This window comes from Stenotrophomonas sp. As-7 (assembly GCF_030291015.1).
Lineage (GTDB): Bacteria > Pseudomonadota > Gammaproteobacteria > Xanthomonadales > Xanthomonadaceae > Stenotrophomonas > Stenotrophomonas lactitubi.
This window is the reverse complement of record NZ_CP127405.1, coordinates 1,436,247-1,452,732: the sequence shown is the minus strand read 5'-3', so window position 1 is coordinate 1,452,732 and position 16,486 is coordinate 1,436,247. Positions and strand designations below refer to the sequence as shown.

The following is a 16,486-nucleotide window of genomic DNA, read 5'->3' as shown; positions in this document are numbered from 1 at the left end:
AACGCCGGCACAGGGCCGGCGTTCGGGTACAGCAGTGTGGAAGGGGTTATCGCATGGGGGATCAGCGGTAGACGCGCTCACAACGACGCTCGACCACGCGATCACCAGTCTTCTGCTGATGGTTGCCCTGGATCTGCCGGCCGGCTGCGCCGCCCGCCACGGCACCGGCAACCGTTGCCAGCTTCTTGCCGTTGCCGCCGCCTACCTGGTTGCCCAGCAAACCACCAACCACGGCGCCGGTGGCGGTACCGGTGATGCGGTTGGGATCGCGGGTATTGCGCTGCACTTCCACGTTCTTGCAGACCACGCGGCTGCCATCGTTGAACTTGCGGCCTTCATCACGCGGGCCGTAATTCTGTGCGCCAGCAACGGACGAGGCTGCCAGCAAGGTGCCCAGCACCATCAATCGGGTCGAGGTCTTCATGGCCATCTCCTGTGCTCCGGTATGGCGCAAGTGTCTGCCTGCGGGTGGCAACTGCAGGTGAAATCCGCGTCTGCGGGTGTTGAGCGGCCACCATCGGTTCAGGAAACAAAAATGCGCCCATCGCGACCAGCATCGCGATGGGCGCCGTCTCCCACCCGGCTTAGAACTCTTCCCACCCACCCGTGTTGGCCGCGAGCGAGGGCGCGATCCGCGGCGGCACGCCGGTCACGCGACGCACCGGCGGCACGCTTGCAGCGACCGCTGCCAACATCGGCCGGACCGCTGCCGCCGCCACCGAAGCCCCGGTGCGGAACACCGATACCGCTTCGGCCAGCAGGTTGGCCTGTTCCTCCATCGAACGTGCTGCAGCGCTGGCCTCTTCCACCAGCGCAGCATTCTGCTGGGTGGTTTCGTCCATCTGCATCACGGTCTGGTTGACCTGCTCGATACCCGAGCTCTGCTCCTGCGAGGCCGCCGAGATCTCGGCCATGATGTCGGTCACCCGCTGCACCGAGGCGACGATCTCGCCCATCGTGGTGCCGGCCTGACGCACCAGCGCCGAGCCGTCGGATACCTTGCCCACCGACTCTTCAATCAGGCCCTTGATCTCCTTGGCGGCGCCAGCCGAGCGCTGCGCCAGCGTGCGCACCTCACTGGCCACCACGGCGAAGCCCCTGCCCTGCTCGCCCGCGCGCGCCGCTTCCACCGCGGCGTTGAGCGCCAGGATGTTGGTCTGGAAGGCGATGCCATCAATCACACTGATGATCTCGGCGATCTTCTTCGACGACGCTTCGATGGCGCTCATGGTGGTCACCACCTGACCGACCACCTCGCCGCCCTGCGAGGCCACCCCATGTGCACCGATCGCCAGCTGATTGGCCTGGCGCGCGTGTTCGGCGTTCTGCTTCACCGTGGAGGTCAGTTCCTCCATCGACGCTGCCGTCTCTTCCAGGTTGGCCGCCTGCTGCTCGGTACGCCGCGACAGATCGGTATTGCCCGAGGCGATTTCCCCCGCTGCCAGATTGATGCTGGATGCACTGGTCTGGATGCGGCCGACGATCTGGGTCAGCTGTTCGACGGTGGCATTGCAGTCGTCGCGCATGCGCGCGAAGACACCGTGGAAATCGCCCTGCATGCGTACGGTCAGATCGCCGCGCGAGATCGCCTGCAGCAGGCTCGACACCTGCACCAGATTCTCATCGGTGGTCTGCATCAACCGGTTCAACCCGGTCACCATCTCGCCGAAATCGTGCTCGAAGCGAGTTTCGTCGCCACGCAGGCTGAAGTCGCCGGCGGCCGCGGCTGTGGCCAGCCGGCGGATCTCGCCGTTGATGGCCGACAGGCTGGACTTGGTCTCATCCATGGCCTGGGTGATCGCCGCCTTCTCGCCCGGCAGGCGATCCATGTCCACCGACAGGTCGCCGCGTGCGTAGTGCTTCATCACTTCGATCAGGCGGTTCTGCACCTGCACGTGCGAACCCACCAGCGCGTTGGTGTCATGCACCATCCGCCCGTAATCGCCGGGGAAGGTACTCTCGTCCATGCGGTAGCTCAGGCTGCCGTCATCATGCTGCCGCGCCATCTCGCCCTGCGCCGTCATCACGGCCTGCAGCTGCCCCTGCATGCGCTGCATGGATTTCAGCAACTGGGTCACCTCGTCGTTGCCCGAGGCATCGATGACGTTGTCCAAGCGACCGTTGGCAATGCCATCGGCCAGCTTCACCGCGCCCGCCAAGGGCCGGGTAAGACTGCGGGTGATCGCCCACGCAGCCAGTGCACCGAGGATCAGGCTGAGCACACCGAAGGCGATGGACAGTGTTCCCGTCCACGCTTCCGTGGCGCGATACTCCTCACGGCTGCGTTCGGTCAGGGCTTCCTGGTGCCGCAGCAGGCTGGAGATCGCTCCATTCCAGGCGGTGGCCAGACCGTGTTCGGCCAGCAGTTCGGTGGCCGCACCGTCGTAGTCGCCCGCCTTCATCCGTTCGTGCAACTGCCGGGTGGAGGCGTCGGTGGCCTTGCGTGCCGCCGCGATCTGCGCCACCAACGTGTCGCCGGTGGCATCGCGGGGAATCTTGACGTACTTGTCCCAGATGCCGTCGTAGGTGCGGCTCAGTTCCTGCGCCCGCTGGTAATCCTTGTCGAACTCCTCGCCGCGCTTGATCACCATCAGGCGACGATGCATCAGCACCGCGTTGTTGGTATCAAGCATGTCGTTCAACAACCGCATCTTGACCATGTTCACGCCCACCACTTTCTCGAACTGGGCAGACTTCAGATGGTTTCCGTACAACACCAGGCCGACGATGGCCATGATGAACAGCAACAGCAGACCGAAGCCGGCAGAAAGCCGGGATCCCACACGGAGGTTGCGTAAGGCGAGCATCTCAATTCCCTTGATCGTGGCCCTATATCGGTGACGGCACGATCCGGGGAAACTTTAAATACATTTACTGAAACAACGCCTCATTAACATAAATGCATTCAAGTAGAGCCCTTCCCTTATTCCTCCCCATTTTCCACTGAAGGCAGGGTGGGAATGCATCACGCAGATGAATAAGCCGCGCGCTCTTTGGCCGCGCAACGCTATAGTCGGCAGATGAACGTATTCCTGCAGATCAACGGCATCGTCATCGTTGATATCCCAAGTTTCTACGCAGAAATCAACCGTGTATTCATGGCTGGCGAAGACTGGCAGCTCGGGCCCAGCCTCGATGCATTGGACGATCTGCTGTACGGCGGTTATGGCGCACTGGCCGGGCACAAAACGGCCACGGTGGTCTGGCGCGATATCGACTGCAGCCGCGATGCACTGGGAGTGGAGGCCACGCGTGCGTGGCTGCAGGACAAGCTGCGGCAACCGGGTACGTTCAATGCCGAAGCCATCGGCCGCCAGCTGGACGCCCTGCAGCGCGGCGATGGGCAGACCTACTTTGACATCGTGATGGATATCTTCGCCAGCCACCCGAATATCAATCTGCAACGTGCCTGAGGCAGTCAGGCCTGTTGCCACTCCACATCAGGGAACATGGCAACAGGTGCCACAAGCACAGCAGGAACTTGCCCCACAGCATTTGAGCGACTGTCCGCTGCCATCCTGACACTTCGCGCCACAGCATCCGCTGTTGCGCACAGATGCCACCGTCGTGGCGATCGCACACGCCTTCAACGCGTCATCCGCCTCCAGAAGCGGCGTCTCTCTTGAATAGTCAAGCACCTGAACGTCGGTCGGACCCGCATCCAGTCCCTGCTTGTAAAGCCCCAGCGGTCGCCCGCTTCGCGCTCCCGCCTGCACCGTTATCGGAGAAATCGTCAGTGCACCCTCCTGCAACAACGTACCGCTGAACTGTTCTCCCTGCCACAGACTCCACTGCAGGTCTGCGGCCGCTTCACCGACAAAGGCCGATGTCTGGGCAACATCGAGCACCAACGTGTAGCGGCGCCCATGCTTCTCCTCCAGCGTGAGGATCGCCGTGCGTCCTTCCTGCACGCTTACACGGGGCGAGAATACGGGGTTCGCGTCGTGCAGCATCCGCAGAGTGAGGTGGTGCAGGTCCTTTGATCCGGATACTTCTGCAGCCAAGGACGGAGCCGAAGTACTGACAAGCAACATACCAAACAACGTACGAAGGAACATGCAGGAACTCCGTTGACCGCCCGATTGCGGCCGTCAACTCTCCACCGGCGATCCAAACGCAGGTTGTGACCCACACAACACATTCATCAAGCTCCCCCGACGGCGCGCCCACAGCGACCATTTCATACGTGATCGCCGCTATCCTGCGGCATCCACGCAGCCACTGACCGCCACGGACGCCACCGCCGCTGCTTGTCTGCGACATCTCACACGCCACCAACGAAAGCGCCTTTTCCCCCCGACCAGTTACCATGGACAGCCCTGTACCCGCTCCGCCCCGCTGCCCTCCGGCGCGAGCGGACGCCCCTGATCCACGAGTCCCATGTCCAAAGACAAGTCCGCCGAACACACCCCGCTGATGAAGCAAAACGACTAAAAGAAGATCCTAGTCACCAGGAGCCTTGTGCCGCAAGGGTCTTTGGCGCCACCCGCGAGACGCGCGCTCCAACGCAACATCGCCGCAACAGCTCTATGACCAATAGCTGAACGACAATAAGCGAAATGATGTCGCTCTGAGCGACATGACGGGTGCTTAGCTGTTAGGCTGATGTCGTCATCGCGGGGAGCAACAATCCGTGCCATGGTGTGAGTAGGCGACTACTCGAGGGCGAATAGCCCAAAACACCCCGAGCGACGCGTCAGCGGCCGGCAACGGCCGGGACCATCGGGAAGGGTCAGGTGGCTGCGGCAACGGCTCGCAGCCATAGATTGGAGGAGGGTAGTAACTGGCGTTTCCCCATTCTCGATGTAGCAACGGAGCCTTTCCAATCCCGGAGAGGTGCATCGAGGACACCAACATGGTCTCACCTGTTGACAGGAAAGATGACAAGCGCCAGCTGCTGCTGAAATGGTTCAAACGGGTTTTTGGTGGTCCTTGGTTGTTCCGTCTCTTGATGGTCGTGTGGAAGTTGTATGACCACTTTGATCGCTAAGCGCGGCGTAGGACATTCGGACTCTAAAACTCATCAGTAGCACCCTCCTTTTTATCTACACATGCAGGAAGAGAGGAAATGCTCCACAAGGCTTTAAAGACGGTCCGCGAGGTTCACCGAATGCAACAAGGTGAGCTGGCGGAGCGCCTGGGCATATCACGCTCTCATCTATCTGAGATCGAGTCAGGAAAGAAGGCTGCGTCAGTCGAGCTTCTACACAAGTTCGCAGAAGTATTCGATGTGCCGCCTTCAACATTCCTAAGCTTCGCCGAAGCCCTTGAAGGCTCCTCGGAGCGACGTCAGAAGAACGCCAAGAGGCTGATGAAAATTCTGGAATGGACACTGGATTCTAACGATGACGCTCCCCCGGAAAAGCGCTAACCGCTATGACATCACGTCGTCCGCGTTCTTTCGGCTACCGACCTTAAAAGCACTCGCGCGAGTGCTTCAATGGGATGGAACCCCAAGCGCCCTGCGAGCACTGTGCAAACGGCCTGACAACTTCAGCGAGTTCTACCAAACTCATCGTCGGACCGGGAAAAAACGTCTAATTCAAGCTCCAAACGCGGTCATTAAGCCGCTTCAGAAGCGACTTAACGTGCTGCTCAAGCAGATCTGCGTCCCGGACTATCTGCACTCTGGTATCCCGAAGCGCTCTCACCTCACCAACTCCGAACGCCACATGCTTGCGGAAGGCGCAACGGTGACGGTGGATGTCTCCGATTTCTACCCTAGCATCACGCGTCAACGCGTCTTCAAGCTTTTCAGAAACGTATTCCAATGCCCTGGGGATGTTGCTGATGCGATGGCTGACTTGGTCTGCTACAACGGAAAACTAGCGACCGGCTCCCCTGCCAGTGTACTTCTGTCATTTTGGGCCTGCCGTGACATGTTCGACCTGATCGCTAAGCGTGTTGCGGACCAGGGAGGCACGTTCTCGCTCTACGTGGATGACGTTGCAATCACAGGCAACACCATCGGACACGGTGACGTTCGGTGGCTGGATAGTGTCCTAAGAAGGTTCGGCTTTGCCTCGAAAGTGGAGAAAGCAAAGGTCTTTAGGAAGGCGAGCGCCAAAGTTGTTACTGGACGAGCCTTTCGCGATGGGATCAGCAGGGCGCCCAACAGGAAACACAAGGAGATGCACGAGTCTCGAACTCTGGTTAAAGGCACCAGTGCCAATACCAAGGTCAAACGCGGGTTGGTTGGCCAACTTGAGAACATCGGCAATCTGGACCAGCAGCGCGGGAAGTCCCTAAAAGCAGAAGCTCAGAAGCTACGAAGCACTCTGCCTCCCACGCGACGCCGTCGCCGATCAGCCTCTCTCCCGACCGGCATTTCCAGGGTAGAGAACACATAGAGGAAAGGAAAGTGGCGCTGGCGTACGTGCCTGAAGCGTCCACTTTGCAACCAATACGCCTTCCGGTGCCCGCGGCCTAATCTCCACACCAGTGCGTCACGAACTTGATTGGTTCAGTCAACAACTCAAAGCGTCACAAGACCGTCAATCTACCCGCCTACGGTCGCTGAATACATAGTCTTAGATGGGAAGCGCTGGCCGTGTCCTCGCACCACGCAGTGACCGATGCTATTCAGTCTCCCGATCGGCACATTCCGGTTGCCCAGTATGTGCGCATGTCGACCGAGCATCAGCGCTACTCCACGGAGAACCAGGCTGCGGCAATTGCCGAATATGCCAAGGCGCACGGCATGGAGATCGTCCAGACCTACGAGGACTCCGGCAAGAGTGGACTAAACCTCAAAGGTCGAAGCGCTCTTCAAGCCCTTCTCCGGGATGTGAAGCTCCCCTCCCCTGGCTTCAACGCCATTTTGGTCTACGACGTCAGCCGTTGGGGGCGCTTCCCCGACCCCGACGAGGCCGCCGCCTACGTTCACGCCTGTAAGAGCCATGGTGTGCCGGTCATCTATTGCGCGGAAGCGTTCAAGAACGATGGCTCGTTGCCATCCACCATCATGATTGGCCTCAAGCGCAGCATGGCCGCCGAATACAGCCGTGAACTATCTGACAAGGTGTTCAAAGGGGCATGCAACATCGTGCGACACGGGTTCCGACAAGGAGGCACCCCGGGGTATGGCTTGCGCCGCCAACTCGTGGATGAGTACCTCCAGCCCAAGGCGCTGCTTGCTCGAGGAGAGCAAAAGAGCATCCAGACCGATCGTGTGATCCTAGTGCCCGGGCCTTCCCAAGAAGTCGCAACCGTCTTGCGCATCTATCGGCTGTTTCTGCAGGAAGCTATGCCCGAACGGGTCATCGCCTCCGTTCTGAACCGAGAAGGCATCCCCAATGAAGTGGGTGGCCCCTGGAGCAGAGGGACGATCCATCAAATACTGACGAATGAGAAATACGTCGGCCACAACGTCTACAACCGAACCTCTTTCAAGCTGAAGCTGCAACACGTTCAGAACCCTCCGGAGGCGTGGGTGCGAAAGGAACATGCGTTTGAAGCCATTGTTCCGTTTGATCTGTTCGAGCGCGTTCAAGCAGTCATAGCGGCACGTTCGGTCCACTTGGACGACCGCCAGATGCTGGAAGCCCTGCGCTCACTGCTCGAGCGGCATGGCGCGCTGTCAGGGATGCTGATCGATGAAGAAGAAGGCGTTCCCTCCAGCAGCGCCTTCCGCCATCGGTTTGGTAGCCTGCTCCGGGCCTATAGCTTGGTTGGCTACTCCCCCAAACGCGACTACGCCTATCTGGAGATCAACCGTGCCCTTCGGCAGCGGCATCCCGAGATGGTCCGACTGGTGGTGGATGGCATCGCCCAACACGGCGGGTGGGTTGAGCCATGCCGGGATACCGGTCTGCTGCGGGTGAACGGTGAGCTCCTCACATCCGTCGTCATCGCACGGTGCAAGCCCACACCCGCCGGCTCCAACCGCTGGCGCATCCGACTGGATGCAAGCCTGACGCCGCATTTGACCGTAGTGATCCGGATGGATCCCGGTAACCGTCATGCCCATGACTTCTACGTGCTTCCTTCCATCGACTTCACCCCCGATGGCAGGCCCTCCATGGAGGACAACGGCTTCTCCTTGGACGCCTACCGGATGGACACACTGGAGGAGTTCTTCGCCTTGGCCGGTCGGGCCGCATTGCTGGAGGCCGCATGACGAACAAAAGCACAAGCGTTCAGATGATCCCCATTGCCGAAATCCACGTCGCCAATCCGCGTGTCAGAAACCAACGAATCCACCGTGGCATCACCCGAAGCATCGAAACGGTGGGACTTAAACGCCCGGTTAGCGTTCGCAAGGCTTCTCCTGATGAAACGTCCCTCCCCTATGCACTGATCTGCGGCCAAGGCCGCCTTGAGGCCTGCCAGCTGTTGGGCCACCGCGAGATCCCCGCCCTGATCTTGGACGTGGATGAGCATACCGGCCACGTCATGAGCATCGTGGAGAACGTCGCCCGCCGCACGCCCAGGGCGGCCGAGACCATGGAACAGGTCCAGGTGCTCAGAGAGCGCGGTTACTCAGATCCGGAGATAGCCACCAAGCTGGGCTGCACTCCGTCCTGGGTGAACAGCGTGGCCAACCTCATGGAGCGCGGAGAGCGACGTCTGCTCGTTGCCGCAGAGGCCGGCCACATTTCCTTGGCCCTTGCAGTCAACATCTCCAGGGCAAATGATCGCGATGCACAACAGTTGCTGATGGACGCCTACGAGGCCGGTGAGCTCAAGGGAAAGAAGGTGACCGTCGTCAGAAATATCTTGGCTCATCGAGCTAGAAGCGGAAAGAAGGGAACAAACTCCTATGCTCACGGCACACCGCGAAAGAAGCTGACTCCCGAGGACCTTGCCAAGCTCTACAAACGGGACGTGGAGATGCATCAACGCATCCAGAAGAAGGCCGAGTTCACGCAGCAATCGCTCCTCCTGGCCCGCCAGATCTTCAAAGAGCTGTTTGCCTCGAAAGAGTTCTGCGGAGTTCTCCAATCAGAAGGGCTGACCAGCGTCCCGCAACCACTGGCTGACCTGCTGCCCCGCAGAGGGTTGGCCCGATGAGCAAAAAGCAACCTTCGGGCGTACGCCTGGGCTTTGAGAAGGATTGCGTGGACATCCAGCTGGCGCAGCTGCATTACAGCGTTGCCATGCCCGCAGGTACGAAGGCCTCCGTCAAGTATCAGCAGATCGTGAGCTCGGTCAGGATGGTGGGATTGGTCGAACCCATCGTGGTTACCCTAGACCGGGGCACCGCCGGGCGGTTCTTGGTCCTGGATGGGCGAATGCGCTTGGAGGCTCTGAAGGAACTGGGAGCAACCGCGGCCCCCTGCCTCATCTCGACGGACGACGAAGGCTACACTTACAACAAGCAGGTGAACCGTCTTTCGGTTGTCCAAGAGCACCGGATGATCCTCAGGGCAGCAGAGCGCGGGGTTTCCGTGGAACAGCTGTCGCAGGTGCTCAACATCTCGGCCAGCTCCATCCGGGACAAATTCCGGCTTCTGGATGGAGTTTGCGACGAAGCGACCGCCATCTTAGCCGACAAACCCGCCGCCGCAGGCGTCTTTCGGTTGCTGCGGAAAATGAAGCCCTTCCGGCAGATCGATGCTGCTCAAACCATGGTCAATCTGGGGGATTACTCGATCAAGCTTGCAACGGCGCTTCTCCAAAACACGCCGGTCGAACAGTTGATAGAGCCATTGGCAGCAAAGACGGCCAACGGTGCCCCTATCGAGGCTCTCCAACGCTTGGAACGGGAGCTGGCAGCGCTTCAAGCCGATACGAAGCTGCTGGAGGAGAATTATGGCCCAGCCAGCCTACAGCTCGAAATTGTCAAAACCCACATTGGGTCGACCCTCTTGGAAAACGCGGCAATTGTGCGGTGGTTGGCCAAGAACAAGCCAGACCATCTTCAACAGCTTCAGCGCATTGCGGACATCAAGCTTCTCAAGTCAGGGTAGCCCGCTGAGCTTCCGCGTCTGGTCTTCAGGTCACTGCCTGGCCTGTGCGAGCCAATCATCGATGAGCCCTGCCAGTGTGCGATCGGAATGCCTATGCGCGTTTTCAGCACGGTCAAAGCCGATGGTTTTCCAGCACGACCAACTTCGGCTTCTGTGAAAGAAGGCCCAAAATCCCGGGTTGCCAAGCGAGGCGATGGTGCTTTGATGAGCACACCACCTCGCCTCAAAGGAGCTCAACCATGTTCTCTCATCCACAGTTCCAAATCGCCAGCCAACTGCTTATCGGGCTCATGTCCCAGGGCTCCTCTCGCCAAATGAGCGATCGCGTCGAAGACGTGAGGCATGCATTGGATGTGTCTGCCGAACTGATTCGACAGTGGGAGGAGGACCAGCCACGGCGTGGCAAGTTCACACCCCCAACGCCGGTGCCCCAGACGCGCACACGTGAAGCCGTGGTGGACCGCACGTTCATCCCGACAGACGAATGGCGGCGGAGCCGCGCCAAGAAGAGTGCGCCACCTTCAGTCTCGCGGAACTCGGGGCCTTCTGTTCATTGAAGGATGCCACCTGAAACGAGAGGAGCCCCGCCAGGCGGGGCTCGTTGCTTTAGTGCAACCGGGGGCGCCGTGGAGTGGCGGATGGCTTGGACGCGTCCGACGCGACGGGCCACTCTTGGAAGTCCGACTGCGCCTCCCGGGTTGGCTCGGCTCGAGCAGAGCAACGTTCCAAGACAGCCACGCTCGCGGTCTCCAAGCACTCCTCGCGCAAGCGTAGGTCTTCGGCCAAGATCGCCTCTTGCTCCGGGGTTGCGGCAGATTGGGCTGAAGCCAACTCAGCAGACCGCTGCTCCAGAGCTGCCAACCGGCGGCCGCGACGCCTAGCCCACTCACGAGCCGTCCAAGACACTCCAGGCTCCGGGTGGTTCGCCACAAAGTCTTCCCACGCCTGTTCGGCCATGTGCCGCAATCGGATCGCACGGCGCACAGCTTTAAGACGCTTGGGGAAACGGACCAATGCTGCTCCAAACCGCTTCAAGCCCAGCAGCAGTGCGTTGAGCGCCGAACGATGCTCCTTGCACTCTTCGGGAACGACTTCTCCGCTCGCCAGTGCACTGACCGCTTTCAGCGTGGAATGGAGCGCATGGGCAGCCAACTCATCCCTGAGCGCGTCGCCTTGGCGGACCACCTCCATCCGGATTGCCTCAACGGAGGGAGTCTCGCTTGGCACATCCTCGGTGCTGCCGTCGGAGCGCCTCTCGCCGATGGCTTTGCGCAACCCGTGCGAGACGACGATCTGCCCATCGGAGAAGGCAAGCATCTGACTGAGGCTCGAGCGCTTCGCCTCGCGTTGGGCCTGCGCCTCACTGTGCCCCTCAGGCACCGGCATGACCCGGCTTTTCTGTTCAAACTGGGCTAGCACTTCATTAAAGGCGTTTTCGTTCGCCTCCTGAATGGACCTGTTCCTCTCCCCAAGCTCTGAGTACTCCCCTCGGCGCTCGATGGCTGACGCGTCTTTTCCCAGGTGTCGCGTGGGTGCCCTCGATAGCACCGCGGCGGCCACGAGGTCGCCGCGTGCCAGCGCATCGTCTGCCTGGGCCTTCAGACTGCGGTGATCCACGCGAACATCCAAGTTCGCAGCTTCCAGATGCGCATTCGTCGTCGCGGCCACCAGTTCCCGGATCCACTCGACCTCGGCCCGGCCTGCAGGGCCTCCGTCGAGCTCTCGGGTTTTGTCCAGGAAGCCGTCAGGGCCAAGCCGGCGGGTGGTTGCCAGAATGTGGACATGCCAATTCATGCCTCCTTTGCTGCCGGGACTGTGGATGCTGGCTTGTGCAGCAAAGCCGTAGCGGTCCACCAAGGCCCGCGCCACTGCGAGGGCAAGAGACGATCGCTGGTCATCGTCCAACTCGTGGGGCAGCGCAAACTCGAACTCCCGTGCGATGGTGGAATCCTTGCGGCGTTCCGCGGCCTCGGCCTCCGTCCAAAGCGAGGCAGGCACCAGGGCCCAACCTGGTGCGTCGTCGGGAATGATGCAGCGTGATTCAACCACGCCGTCTCGCCGACGGTAGTCGTGGCGCTGCCCGGTGCGCGTATCTTCGAGAAGAAGTCCGGCACGGTAGGCGGCTGCCGCGACGGACGAGTGCCCCTTGGCTCGGCTGAAGGTTTTTACGTTGGCGTGGTAGATGGCCATGCGGCTCCAAAGCAGTGGATGTGGCTTTGTTTATGCCGTGGCTTTGGATTTTCGCAAGCGCTGGAAGCGATTGGGGTTCAAGGGGCGAAGCCCTTTGCGCACGCGTTCCGCAGGAACGCCTAGGTGCGCTCTTGCTCTTTTCTTCTGAGCCTTGTCTTTCAGATCTTTTCAGTTTCGATAAGGCCGAATATTTTCTAGTTCGCTGAACTTGACGCACGCGATTTCTTTGGTTGACTCGTAAGCACACAAAGGAGAAAAGCAATGACAGGGCCGACCCACTACCACCAGAGAATCCAGAGGGCCACCGAACGTCTGGCCCAGCTACAAGCGCGAAACCTCCTGGCTAATCATCGCCAGACCGCCAAGATGAAGAACGAAAAGAAACGCGCAGAGATTCGCCGTCGAGGCGAAATCGCCGACATCGTCTTTGCCACAGGAGCGCACATGCTGAGCGACGAAGATCTTACCCAAGCCCTTCAAGACTTCATGGAGAGACAGCATCACGTCACGCACTGACTGAAGCCTCTCCGCGATGCAGCCTCAAGAGCCCCCTTGCCCACACGGTGAGACCAGCGCCCTGAGCCCAGGGCGGCACTTGATGCGCGTGCTACTCCGGCGACCCTGGCGCGATCGGCACGGCCTTGAAATCGATAACCAGCCAGTCCTAGTCACGCGAAAGCGCCTCCGCTACTGCTTCGGGGCCCGAGCACGTGATCTCCCCCTCGGACGGAAGTGAGGCCGCCTCGTCGTCTGCGTCCCAACGAATGTCAAACACCTTGAATGTGGTCACCCGCTCCCCCTCATATCTAGACGCTCGGTCGAACCCGAAGCGTCTTGGATCCAGACGCTGGGGCTAATCCCAGTGATCATATCCCACAGGCAGGCCGTCCCAAGGAGCGTAGTAGTTACGCTTACCCCAGTAATGGACCCTGCTGTCACTCTCCTTTCTAAGCGCTCTGAAGATGGGCCCGCCTGGCATTTCATTAATGACGGTGCCGTCCAGCAGGGGCACCGTTGAACCGTGATACGCGTCGCCAGCGACCACCTCGGAAGGGATGTGAACGAGCAACGCCCCAGTGGTTGTCTCCCGCAGCACAATGCAGAAACCGCCACGTGGACTGCAACTTACGACCCGATTGAGTTCCGCCCCATCCCTGATCCGCTTCAGCAGTGGAAGGAAAGACTCCATTGCCATGGCGTGGGCGCGTTGCTTCATTGCCAGATGTGTCGCCTCCTGACACCATTCCTGTAGATCCGTCGTATCCGCCAGCTGGAGAACGCCCTCTCGGCCTGCCCAGTCGCGAGTGCCAGGCAGGTAACGGGATGTCGTAACGAACAGACCATTGGCCCCCTCCCGCTTCGAGTGCGCTTCAAGCGCTGCGACGGCTTCAAGTCCGATTGGCTTGTGCGCACCATAGCGCTTGGCTTGGATCAGGGTAAGGCTATCCCCCAAGGGAGACTCTTGCCATACACGAACGTCTACGCCTCCGTCGCCGCTACCCGGCCCCACCTTCGTCTTCCAGCCACGCGCAGCAAAAATGCTGCTGATGAGTTCCTCAAACTTTCGGTGAGGCAGGCGGTAAAAGTCTTCCGGCTTCTGAGCAAAGTAGGAGTAGACGTCGCCTGACACGTCCGCCACGTCAGCCTCAATCAGTCGACATGTCCACCTCCATTGAGCCCACGCATCAAACTGACGCTGGAGTTCCGACTCCTGGTCAATCAGGTAGTAGTTGGCAGTTACCGAGTCATCAAACTCCATGTATACGCCGACCTTCTCAAGCTCATCCGAAAGCTCTTCGGCTTCTGCCATCCCTTCGTAAAGGACTCGGCGGGCATCTCCTTCTGACCAAAAGGTTAACAATGGCTCACCTTCACCAGGTTCGGAGTCGTAGTGCTTCAGCGGATCCTTGTGACCCGAGTCGTGAAGCAGGTCATGCTTGTTGCCCCATGCCTCGGTGATCGCCTTAACCTGAGCCACCAGCTTCTCTAGTTGAGCGTCAGGCCTTTCAGGACTTTCTTCCACAAGATGCCTCCATAGAGATTACATTGCTCGGAACCGGATCAAGCTGCGGGTAGTCTCGGTGCCGGCTGCATCGGCTGGCACGCCCATCCGCCCAGCAACGTATCGAAAGCACGTCAATCTCCGTCAACTTCAGGCGCATCAATGTCTAACAAGCCCATCTTCATTTTGTAATGGCCTTGGTACCCGGCCCTGTCAAACAGCATCTCCAACTTCGCGAAATAGTAGTTCAGATCGAACTGGCCCCAGTCCACATGAGCGATGTTGACGTCATCTCGGTGGCTACCTCGATGTAAATATCGCTCCAAGGGCTTGAAGGTCGCATCCGCCTTCGACATTTCGCCCAGCACTGCGCTCATCTCTTTCCTACGGCCGGTAAATGCGAAGAATGTCTCCACAACGCAGCGCATTGTGTTCGGCATGACTTGGAGAGGGACTCGGCCGTCTCGGACATCGCGAATTGTTTGCCACAGTGCGTCGTAGTCATTGGCAAACTCTTGACCGCTCATCGGCATTACTTGGCTGTAATCATTCTTTACGATCCGCAGCAATTGGCACTTCTTTGGCACAGTGGCCCACTCACGATAGCCAAGCTGTAGAACGAGCTCGTGCAGGAAGAAGAGGTTGTGAGTTAAAGCAAGAACTTGACGGACCTTCTGCCCACCGGGCGGCTTGATCAACTCCTGCACGATGACCGATGCGATGTCGTAGACGTAATTGTGCGAAAGGCTCGATATGGGGTCATCGATGACCACAATGGTCCGCGCCAGGTCAATGGGCTGCCCCCGCTCGGCCGCCCCGTTCAAAAGCTCCATAAAATAGAAGAAGGAAATGAGTGTCTTCTCACCTTCGCTGAGAGACTGAGTCGTGCTTTCACCGAGGCCGGGACGCTTCAGACAGTAGAGGCTGCCCTCTCCTGCCTTCCGGTCAATAGTGAAGGTATCAATACCGAGCCCTTTGAGCCGTGTGTTGATAGCGGCAACGGACGCGTCTACTCCCTCTTGGTTCTTTTTTAGCTCCACCAAAGCGGCAGCGGCTTCGCCTTTGGAGCTGGAGGCGGCCTTCTGCTTGATGACCCACTCGCCCCTTTGCTCATGGAGCGGTGCCACCGCTGCATCGTAAGAGCTGTATGCATGCGCTCGATCGCGATACAGGATTTTCCAGAAGGCTTCACCAACTGCCTTGCGCTCCTGCCCTTTGTTAGCGATCCGTCGATTGAAGTCCCCTATACGCGTATTGAGCGCGTCCAGCGCTGCTGTCATCAGGCCCATGTCAACTTTGGTAACCTCGAAGGATTCTCCGGGGCGCTCTTGCTTCAATCGCATCGTGGCCAGATTCGCTTTGAGCTTGGCTACTACAGCTTCGGAAGCAACCTTCAGATCGGTCTCTTTAGCCAAGGGCTCCGTCAAGGCGGACTCGATTTGGCGCTCTAGGGTGGATATGTCAGCGGCGTAGCTGATCACATAGGAGGCAATGGATTCAATTCTTTCCTGCCTGGTGCCTTCAAACAGTTTTACAAGCTCATCCATGAACCCATGAGGCAGACCTTGTTGGCAGAACGGACATTGATCGCCCCGGACAAAGGACCGCCCCTTATCCACCCAATCTGCGTTTTTAAGCGTTTCAATCAGTGCTGACAGCCTGCTGTCATTGGAGACCTCCACCACTTCCTGCCAAAGTTCATGGGCCTCTATCAACGAGAAACCACCAGTGGAGAGTGAGTGCTTCGCCTTTGGTTGCTCGTCACCGGAAACATCAGCCAGCCGCCTGATCAGCTCACCCATGTCATCCAGCTCCTCGTCGGGTGAGACCTCCAGCTTCCGCAGATCCTCGAAGAACTTGGGTTTTCCGCGCCCATAGCCTTTCAGGTAGCCCGCAAACTCGCCGGTATCGTAGGCCTTAAAGGCCTTCCATACCTCGTCCTGGGCAGTAATCAGCGCCTTGTCAAGGCGGCCATCAATGGCCTCGATGGCGACGCGCGCTGCTTCAGTCGCTTCGTCTGCATCCCTGCTTATCTGCTCTTGGCGCTCTATTTCCTTTTGGGTTGCTACATCCGTCTCGCCAATGGTAAAAATCCCTGGCATGCCATCGGCTTCGCCAATCACGGACTGAACAAACTCGTGGTTGTAGACATGAAATCTGAACCGCCCCTCCCCCACCGTTGTGACTTTACAGCCGGTGAACTTCGGGTCACCGGCAGCAAGTCCGCGTATCACCTCACCGATTGCAGTCTTTCCGGCCCCGTTCTGGCCATAGAAGAACACTGGCTTTCGGTTCTCAGTATCTAAAAAGATACGTGTCGACTGAGTTGGGTGAAAGCTCTTGTGGTTAAGAATCGATATCTCGCTAATCATTAAACTCCCCC

General features: G+C 59.3%; 13 protein-coding genes. 7 read left to right on the top strand and 6 right to left on the bottom strand.

Going from position 1 to position 16,486, the window contains the following annotated elements:
• Positions 1–61 precede the first annotated feature (61 nt).
• The gene (locus QP457_RS06795) at positions 62–430 is read right to left on the bottom strand and encodes a glycine zipper 2TM domain-containing protein (protein WP_025873797.1); all 369 of its coding nucleotides are present in this window, start codon (positions 428–430) and stop codon (positions 62–64) included.
• A gap of 154 nt (positions 431–584) precedes the next feature.
• Entirely contained in the window at positions 585–2,807 is a 2,223-nt protein-coding gene (locus tag QP457_RS06790) for a methyl-accepting chemotaxis protein (RefSeq protein ID WP_205404846.1), read from the bottom strand.
• Between the two features lie 213 nt (positions 2,808–3,020).
• Here QP457_RS06790 and QP457_RS06785 point away from each other — a divergent pair, with 213 nt between their 5' ends.
• Entirely contained in the window at positions 3,021–3,413 is a 393-nt protein-coding gene (locus QP457_RS06785; protein WP_205404847.1) for a barstar family protein, read from the top strand.
• 27 nt (positions 3,414–3,440) lie between these two features.
• On the opposite strand, the gene QP457_RS06780 is transcribed toward QP457_RS06785, so the two are convergent.
• Entirely contained in the window at positions 3,441–4,058 is a 618-nt protein-coding gene (locus QP457_RS06780) for a hypothetical protein (protein ID WP_205404848.1), read from the bottom strand.
• Positions 4,059–5,068: 1,010 nt separating this feature from the next.
• On the opposite strand from QP457_RS06780, the gene QP457_RS06775 reads away from it, so the two are divergent.
• The 5 genes from QP457_RS06775 (at position 5,069) to QP457_RS06755 (ending at position 9,911) form a co-directional block, all read left to right on the top strand.
• Positions 5,069–5,371, top strand: coding sequence for a helix-turn-helix transcriptional regulator (locus tag QP457_RS06775; protein ID WP_205404849.1), 303 nt, complete (start codon positions 5,069–5,071; stop codon positions 5,369–5,371).
• A complete protein-coding gene (locus tag QP457_RS06770; protein ID WP_205404850.1) occupies positions 5,346–6,350 on the top strand; it encodes a reverse transcriptase family protein in 1,005 nt (334 codons plus the stop codon). Before QP457_RS06775 ends, QP457_RS06770 begins: the two co-directional genes overlap by 26 nt.
• Before the next feature lie 218 nt (positions 6,351–6,568).
• Entirely contained in the window at positions 6,569–8,119 is a 1,551-nt protein-coding gene (locus tag QP457_RS06765) for a recombinase family protein (protein WP_205404851.1), read from the top strand.
• Positions 8,116–9,012, top strand: a complete 897-nt coding sequence (locus tag QP457_RS06760) for a plasmid partitioning protein RepB C-terminal domain-containing protein (protein ID WP_205404852.1) — start codon at positions 8,116–8,118, stop codon at positions 9,010–9,012. The genes QP457_RS06765 and QP457_RS06760 overlap by 4 nt, the downstream gene beginning before the upstream one ends.
• Complete coding sequence (locus tag QP457_RS06755) at positions 9,009–9,911, top strand: plasmid partitioning protein RepB C-terminal domain-containing protein (RefSeq protein WP_205404853.1); 903 nt, start codon at positions 9,009–9,011, stop codon at positions 9,909–9,911. The genes QP457_RS06760 and QP457_RS06755 overlap by 4 nt, the downstream gene beginning before the upstream one ends.
• Positions 9,912–10,517: 606 nt before the next feature.
• Here the strand turns inward: QP457_RS06755 and QP457_RS06750 are convergent.
• Entirely contained in the window at positions 10,518–12,101 is a 1,584-nt protein-coding gene (locus QP457_RS06750; protein ID WP_205404854.1) for a MobA/MobL family protein, read from the bottom strand.
• Positions 12,102–12,362: 261 nt separating this feature from the next.
• On the opposite strand from QP457_RS06750, the gene QP457_RS06745 reads away from it, so the two are divergent.
• Positions 12,363–12,617, top strand: coding sequence for a hypothetical protein (locus tag QP457_RS06745; RefSeq protein ID WP_205404855.1), 255 nt, complete (start codon positions 12,363–12,365; stop codon positions 12,615–12,617).
• A gap of 337 nt (positions 12,618–12,954) precedes the next feature.
• On the opposite strand, the gene QP457_RS06740 is transcribed toward QP457_RS06745, so the two are convergent.
• Both QP457_RS06740 and QP457_RS06735 read right to left on the bottom strand, forming a co-directional pair.
• Positions 12,955–14,124, bottom strand: coding sequence for a restriction endonuclease (locus QP457_RS06740; RefSeq protein ID WP_205404856.1), 1,170 nt, complete (start codon positions 14,122–14,124; stop codon positions 12,955–12,957).
• A gap of 113 nt (positions 14,125–14,237) precedes the next feature.
• On the bottom strand, positions 14,238–16,475 hold the full coding sequence (locus tag QP457_RS06735; protein WP_205404857.1) for an AAA family ATPase: 2,238 nt from the start codon (positions 16,473–16,475) through the stop codon (positions 14,238–14,240).
• Positions 16,476–16,486 lie beyond the last annotated feature (11 nt).